Annotated in this window: 4 protein-coding genes and 1 pseudogene; all 5 read right to left on the reverse strand. The window is 47.2% G+C overall.

The genetic code is table 11. The features are described from left to right. Positions 1 to 24: 24 nt before the first annotated feature. Positions 25 to 2,607, reverse strand: a complete 2,583-nt coding sequence (locus tag IQQ51_RS26030; RefSeq protein WP_193842514.1) for a GGDEF and EAL domain-containing protein — start codon at positions 2,605 to 2,607, stop codon at positions 25 to 27. A 108-nt stretch (positions 2,608 to 2,715) separates the two neighbouring features. Continuing rightward, positions 2,716 to 4,119, reverse strand: coding sequence for a nitrogen regulation protein NR(I) (gene glnG / locus IQQ51_RS26035; protein WP_193842515.1), 1,404 nt, complete (start codon positions 4,117 to 4,119; stop codon positions 2,716 to 2,718). A 121-nt stretch (positions 4,120 to 4,240) separates the two neighbouring features. Beyond that, a complete protein-coding gene (gene glnL / locus IQQ51_RS26040; protein WP_019826501.1) occupies positions 4,241 to 5,317 on the reverse strand; it encodes a nitrogen regulation protein NR(II) in 1,077 nt (358 codons plus the stop codon). A 168-nt stretch (positions 5,318 to 5,485) separates the two neighbouring features. Beyond that, on the reverse strand, positions 5,486 to 6,055 hold the full coding sequence (locus tag IQQ51_RS26045) for a DUF4124 domain-containing protein (protein WP_050644475.1): 570 nt from the start codon (positions 6,053 to 6,055) through the stop codon (positions 5,486 to 5,488). A gap of 389 nt (positions 6,056 to 6,444) precedes the next feature. Continuing rightward, a pseudogene (gene glnA / locus IQQ51_RS27690) lies at positions 6,445 to 7,141 on the reverse strand (glutamine synthetase); the annotation flags it as partial.

The raw sequence follows: 7,141 nt of genomic DNA on the forward strand, positions 1-7,141 counted from the left end.
TGACTCATTCGATTTCTGCCTGATTTAGGTGAGGCTCTCAGTGGTATTTTGTTTGACCTTGGTACTTTGCTTGGAGTTGCTGAGGTCTGTAGGCCATTGGTCAAACGGAACTGGGCGACTGTATAAGAAGCCTTGAGCCAGCGGGCACTGCAGTTGCTTGAGAAGTTCAGCCTGTTGCTGTGTTTCAACGCCTTCTGCCACCAAGCTCACTTTGAAACCTTTAGTGATGTTAACGATGGCCGCGACGATGGAGCTGTCGAGGTTCTCTTTGTTGAGCTTGCTAACGAAGCTTCGATCGATCTTCAGGCAATCAAATGGCAGTTTTTGCAGATAGGCTAGGGAAGAGTAGCCAGTACCAAAATCATCAATTGCGATTGAGACCCCTAACGCTTTGAGCGTCAGCATGTTATCGATGATGGTCGGATCATTGTCGACGATGCGTGATTCGGTGATCTCTAGTGTCAGGTTGCTTGCTGGCAGCTTGGTGTCTCGCAGCGTGTCCTTTACTTGTTCCACAAAGCCACTTTCGCTTAGCTGATCGACTGATAGATTGACGTGAATCGAGAAGTCTTTACCCCACTTTCCTGACTCAATCGCGATGGCTGTATCTCGACAGGACTTATGCAGAATTTGTTTTCCGATATCGTAAATGAGCCCGCTCTCTTCCGCGAGAGGAATGAATTCGAGTGGCGAGATCACCCCTTCATCGGTTATCCAGCGAGCTAAAGCTTCAGCACCAATAGTCGAGCCGGATTCCAGATCAATAATAGGCTGATAAAACGGTTCGAACTGTTGAAGCTCAATTGCTCGACTCATTCGCGCTAGCATCTTGGTGCGATGTCTCGATGCTTTGCCCATCTCCGGGCTGTAAATGCTGACACTGGTTTTGTCTTGTTTCGCGTTGCTCAATGCAATGCTGCTATTGCGTAGCAGGAGTGTAATGTCGTAGAGATTCGAGACATTCACTATCCCCATCGATACCTTGATCACCACGCTTTCTGATTCCATTGAAAATGGGGAAGCGAAGGTTTGAAGTAAGCGGTTAGTCAGCAGTTGAACATCATCGCTTTGCGTTACGTTTGGTGCGTAAATGGCAAACTCATCACCACCAGTTCGAGCCAATAGGTATTCGGATGGCAGTGTGCCTCTTAAACGAGCGGCCGCAATGATAAGCAGTTGGTCACCATTGTAATGACCGAGGCTGTCATTGATGTCTCGGAAGCGATCAATACCAATCAAATACAGCGTGCCTGTTTCGTTGTCAGGGTGTTTCTTGGCAGCATCAATAAAGCCTTCACGGCTGTATAGCTTGGTTAATGAGTCATAGGTAAGCTGAGACTGCAAGACGTGAAACGAGGCCTTTAAGTTGTTGGCCATTTCATTGAATGACTCCACCAACATGCTGGTTTCATAGATATGCCCCGTCTTTGGCATGCTCGTGTCCCAATCGCCTTTAGCAAGGCGTTTGGCTGCATCTGCAGTCGAGGTGATGGGTTGGGTTACGCGATTAAAGGCAACTAATCCTGCAATGACCCCAAGGCAACTCAGTGCTAGCCCGAGCAACCAACTGTTTCTTTGATTTTCTGGTAATTCACCGAGCAGATTGCTTTCAGGAATCGACACTCCAATAAACCACGTTAGGCCGTGTTCATCTTCGTAAGGGGTGATTTGGTTAAAGTAGCGTTCGTTGTCTAGGCTAAAGCTAAAACGCTGCTCGCCCAAATTATCGATTAGGTGGAATTGGTCTACGTAACTGGCGCTTTCACGTATGACGGGGTTAGCACTCTCTGTTGCCAGTAAGCGTTGGCCTTTGTTAGTTTTTCCTGTGCCCCATGAGACGACACTGCCTCCACCGGAGTGTGCGACTAAACGTTGCTGTTTATCGATTATGTAAACAGAGGCATCTGTTCTATCTTTGAGCTTTCTGAGAAACGCATTGAAGGTATTGATCTTGATGTCGCTGACGACGACGGCTTTGAATTCGTTATCATCATAGATAGGCGCGAGAGCAGATAAGGTGATTTCTTGGCGTTCGTCAGCATTGGCATAAATTGGTGACCATAACGGTTTTTTCTGTGTCGCAACGGGTGTGTACCAAGGACGGATTCTAGGATCGTAACCTGAAATTACCGATCGAATGTCTTCACTAATCTTGCTGCCACGGTAAATGACCAACTGATCATTGGTACGTTCGTCTTGCACCATCAAGGTGTAGCCTTTGTTGGCTTCTTTGCGGAAACCGACGTAGTTACCATCTTCAGAGCCAAAACCGATCACATCGAGTTGAGGTACAGCTGTGTAATGGTCTGAAAACGTATAAAAAATATAGTCTTGGACCTTACTGAGATTACCGGGCTGATAAAGGTGGTGGTAGCCGATGTTATGGCTGAGTGAGAGGTTCGCGTGAAATGGCTTCTCTAAAAAATTAGACAGGCTTTGATGAACATTGTCAGTCAGTGATGTTAGTTGGCGTGCACTAACATCACTCACCATCTCTTTGTAGCTTAGCTTTTGAGTGAAAACCATTACGCCCATAGTGAACAGAAAAATCATCACGAATGGCAGAACCACTGCGGTTCTCAAAGTAATTTGTGTTTTCAAAGACATCTTTAGCTACAACTTTGGTGAATAGTGTACTGTAATTGTACCGACACTATTCAAACCAAGCGACACTTTTTTGGTTAAAAAGTAGCTGCATCGAGAATCATATAAGGTCTAGTACAGTTCTTTGAGTTTACGAGTTAGGGTATTTCTTCCCCATCCCAAAACCTTAGCTGCATCCTGTTTATGACCATTAGTATGGTGGAGTGCAGCCTCTAGCAGTATACGTTCAAACTCTGGCAGAGCATAAGTCAGCAGCTCTTTTTCTCCTGAATTAAGCGCACACTTTGCCCAATTAGCGAGCAGTTGTTGCCAGTTATCTCCAGTTCCTGAGGTTGTCACCACTTTTTCTTCCAACAGCTCTGGTGGCAGGTCTGAAGGGAGAATTTCGCTGCCGCTCGCCATCACGGTGAGCCAACGGCAAATGTTTTCAAGCTGACGCACGTTACCCGGCCAATTGAGCTGGTTGAGCTTCAAAATGGTCTCAGGATGCAGCGTCTTCACTTCAACACCGAGCTCTTCGGCGGCGGATGCTAGGAAGTGATGAGTCAGTTTTTCAATGTCTTGTTTACGTTCGCGCAGTGCCGGGATATGGATTCGGATAACGTTGAGTCGGTGGAAAAGGTCTTCACGGAAGTCGCCTTCATGTACCAATCGTTCAAGATCTTGGTGGGTTGCGGCAACGATACGAACGTCAACCTTAACCGCAGAGTGTCCACCCACGCGATAAAATTGGCCATCAGAAAGTACACGTAGCAAGCGAGTCTGAATATCGAGTGGCATGTCGCCGATTTCATCAAGAAACAGGGTGCCGCCGTTGGCTTGTTCGAAGCGTCCTTGGCGAACGCTGTTAGCACCGGTAAAGGCACCTTTTTCGTGTCCAAACAGTTCAGACTCGATCAGATCTTTAGGGATTGCTGCCATGTTCAAGGCTATGAAGGGCTTCTTAGCTCTTGGGCTGTGACGATGCAGAGCGTGAGCGACCAACTCTTTACCGGTACCCGATTCACCATTGATCAGCACGGATATGGATGAGCGAGATAAACGACCAATCGCTCGGAAAACCTCCTGCATTGCCGGTGCTTCACCGATGATTTCTGGCGCGTTGGTGTCTTCAGCGACTTCACTGGCTTGCTCGCGCTTCTGTTCTTGGCTGTGTGCGATTGCTCGCTCTACTAGAGTCAGTGTCTCATCAATATCGAACGGCTTTGGTAGATATTCAAAGGCGCCCTTTTGATAAGCATTCACCGCCGCATCAAGGTCTGAGTGCGCGGTCATAATGATCACGGGTAGGTCGGGAGATCGCTGGTGAACTTGGTGTAACAGCTCAATTCCGTCAATGCCAGGCATGCGAATATCAGACACCAATACGTCCGGTGTCTCACGCTCAAGCGCAAGTAGTACGCTCTCAGCATCAGCAAATGTTTCACACTTAATATCCGCAGATGAAAGTGTTTTCTCTACTACCCAGCGGATAGAGCTGTCGTCATCGACGACCCAAACGTATCCCTTACTCATAATTCAATTCCTTTGCAGCCAAATCTATTGTGATAATCATTGTTGTTTTTATGATGTCTTAATTTTTGTGTTACCGAGTTAAGCCTTTCATCTCGCTGTTCAATAGCGAGGCTCTTGTGACCTAAATCGGTAGATAAATCGTGAATGTGGTGTTGCCCGGCCAGCTTTCAACATCAATTTTCCCATTGTGTTGATCGATCAGGTTTTGAGAAATCGATAACCCCAGCCCTGTTCCACCTTCTCGTCCGCTGACCATTGGGTAAAACAAGGTGTCTTTTAAATCATCGGGGATGCCCGGACCGTTATCGCTGATCTCAATACGAGCCGCGAGTTTGTGTCGCTGCCCGTGTATATTTGCTTGATGCACCGTTCTGGTGCGAATGGTGATTTTTCCAGAATCCTGAGTCTTTAGAATCTGCGCTGCGTTGCTCACGATATTGAGCATCGCTTGTTCAACCTGTGCCGAATCCATCAAGATGTCCGGTAGGCTAGGGTCGTAATCCCTTTCGATGGCGAGCGTTGAACCCGATTCGAGCTCTACGAGCTGCCTAACTTTTTCAAGTATCTGGTGAAGGTTCTCTTCTGATTTAGTCCCCGGCTTCTGTGGGCCAAGCAGACGGTCGACTAATGCTCTTAAGCGGTCGGCTTGCTCAATAATGATCTGCGTATATTCATTAAGAGACTGATCAGGAAGCATTTTACCAAGTAACTGCGCCGCACCTCTTAAGCCACCGAGTGGATTTTTGATCTCATGTGCTAACCCGCGTACCAACAGCTTAGCCGCTTGTTGTTGTGCATGTTGGTTGAGCTCTTGGCTAAGGCGTCTTTGCTGGTCTATCTTGCGCATCTCAACCAATAACAGCGTCTCTCGCTGCCAAGATATTGGGCTAACCGTGACTTCAAGCATCAGTGGGCGGTTATCAACAACGAAGGTAACGTCACTGTCGGTAATGCTCTGGCCACTTTGTAGCGGTTGCGTCAGAAGCGCCAAATCAAGTGAAGCGTGTTGGATAAGTTGGCTCAGTGGATGATCAACGATGCGTCGTGCGCTCTGTGAAAAGAGCTGCTCAGCCGCCGGATTGGCGTATCGAACATACAGTTGCTCATCGAGCATCAATGTCGAAGTCACCATATTGTCGAGAATGGCGCTGGAAAGATGATGTGTATCTATGCTGTCGCTTTTGGCTGATCGATTCACTATTTCGTCCTTGAACTGGTGTTTTTCTCACTGCACCAAATTGGTGCGTAGCTAAGTTCAAGTATGGCGCATATCAACCAGAAGCTAAAGATAATTCATTAGAGTCGCTGAAAGCTGCTTCGATTAGGTGAAAAGTAGAGGTTATTTGGCCTCTTTTAACACATTGGCCTACTTGAGCGTCGCTCGATGTAAATACACGGTGACTGGACTAGTAGATGCAATAAGCTTGCCGCTTCGATGTGCTTGAATTGCAATGGTGTGAGTACCTCGATCGATACCTTTTAATTCCCAAATAGGTTGGGTCTGTGGGGCGCCATATCGACGGCCATCGAGCATCAATTGTAATTGCTCCCCGATACCAAGTTTTCGGTTGAGCTCTATCTGAATCGGGATTAAGCCGCGGTTGTTGCGAATGGTTTGATCATGAACTGGAGTCAGCATGGTGAGGGCTAATTGAGTGGGAACCTCACGCTCTTTGGCTTCTGCTTCTGCCTGAGTTTTAGCTGTCGTTGCCGTTTTAGTTGTAGAGGAAGCCGCGACGTCAACCGGAGTTGAGGCCTCAAATTTAGGGGCGGGTGCTGAAGCTTGCACATCTGGCAGGCGAAGAGCCTCGGCATCTTGAGCGCTAGGGTTATCACTAAAGTGGAGCACGCCATCTTCATCTACCCAGGTATACACCGTTTGAGCAGAGCACGAGAGCGCGACTGTTAACCCGATCAGGAACAGTATGTTTTTCATATCTTTAGCCTCTTTTCACCGCTAGGTGATTTCACGTTTGGCGTTAGTTTTGTTATTGATTTTTTTGAATTTAGCGCGACAGCCTCTGAGGGCTTTTGTTTAATACCAATCACAGTAAGTTAATGTTCACAAATAGCGCAGGAAAAAGGCTTGAGAACGAGGCAGAATTTTTCGATAAGTAGTTATTCTACAATCAAAAATTGTAACGAAGTTATCGAGTGTTTTAACAAGCTAGGGTGAGCAGTTATTTACTACGATTGGTATCGAATATGTTACGAGGAGGGGAGCGTCGAGAGAACATAAAAAAGGCCCGCCTGCGAGGCGAGCCTAATATTTAGTCAGCGATTCTTACAAGGTTGCAGTAAGAAGTAGCTTATCTCTACAGGAGATTAAACTGAGTAGTACAGTTCAAACTCAAGTGGGTGTGTAGCCATGTTCACACGTTGTACGTCGTCAGACTTCAGAGTGATGTAAGAATCGATGAAATCGTCAGAGAATACGCCGCCAGCTGTTAGGAACTCACGGTCTTCGCTAAGCGCTGCTAGAGCTTCTTGTAGAGATTCTGCAACTGTTGGGATTTCAGCTGCTTCTTCTGCAGGAAGGTCGTATAGATCTTTATCCATAGCTTCGCCTGGGTGAATCTTGTTCTTGATACCGTCAAGGCCAGCCATAAGCATTGCTGAGTAGCATAGGTATGGGTTAGCTGCTGGGTCACCAAAACGTAGCTCGATACGACGTGCTTTAGGGCTTGGTACTACTGGGATACGGATAGAAGCAGAACGGTTACGTGCTGAGTAAGCAAGCATTACAGGTGCTTCGAAACCAGGTACAAGACGCTTGTACGAGTTAGTTGATGGGTTAGCAAACGCGTTGATTGCACGAGCGTGCTTGATTACACCACCGATGTAGTAAAGAGCCATTTCAGATAGGCCGCCGTACTTATCACCAGCAAACAGGTTAACGCCGTCTTTTGCTAGGGATTGGTGAACGTGCATACCAGAACCGTTGTCACCAACTAGTGGCTTAGGCATGAATGTCGCTGTTTTACCAAATGCGTGAGCAACGTTGTGTACAACGTACTTGTAG

It is taken from the genome of Vibrio sp. OPT18 (assembly GCF_015163615.1).
Taxonomy (GTDB): domain Bacteria; phylum Pseudomonadota; class Gammaproteobacteria; order Enterobacterales; family Vibrionaceae; genus Vibrio; species Vibrio coralliirubri.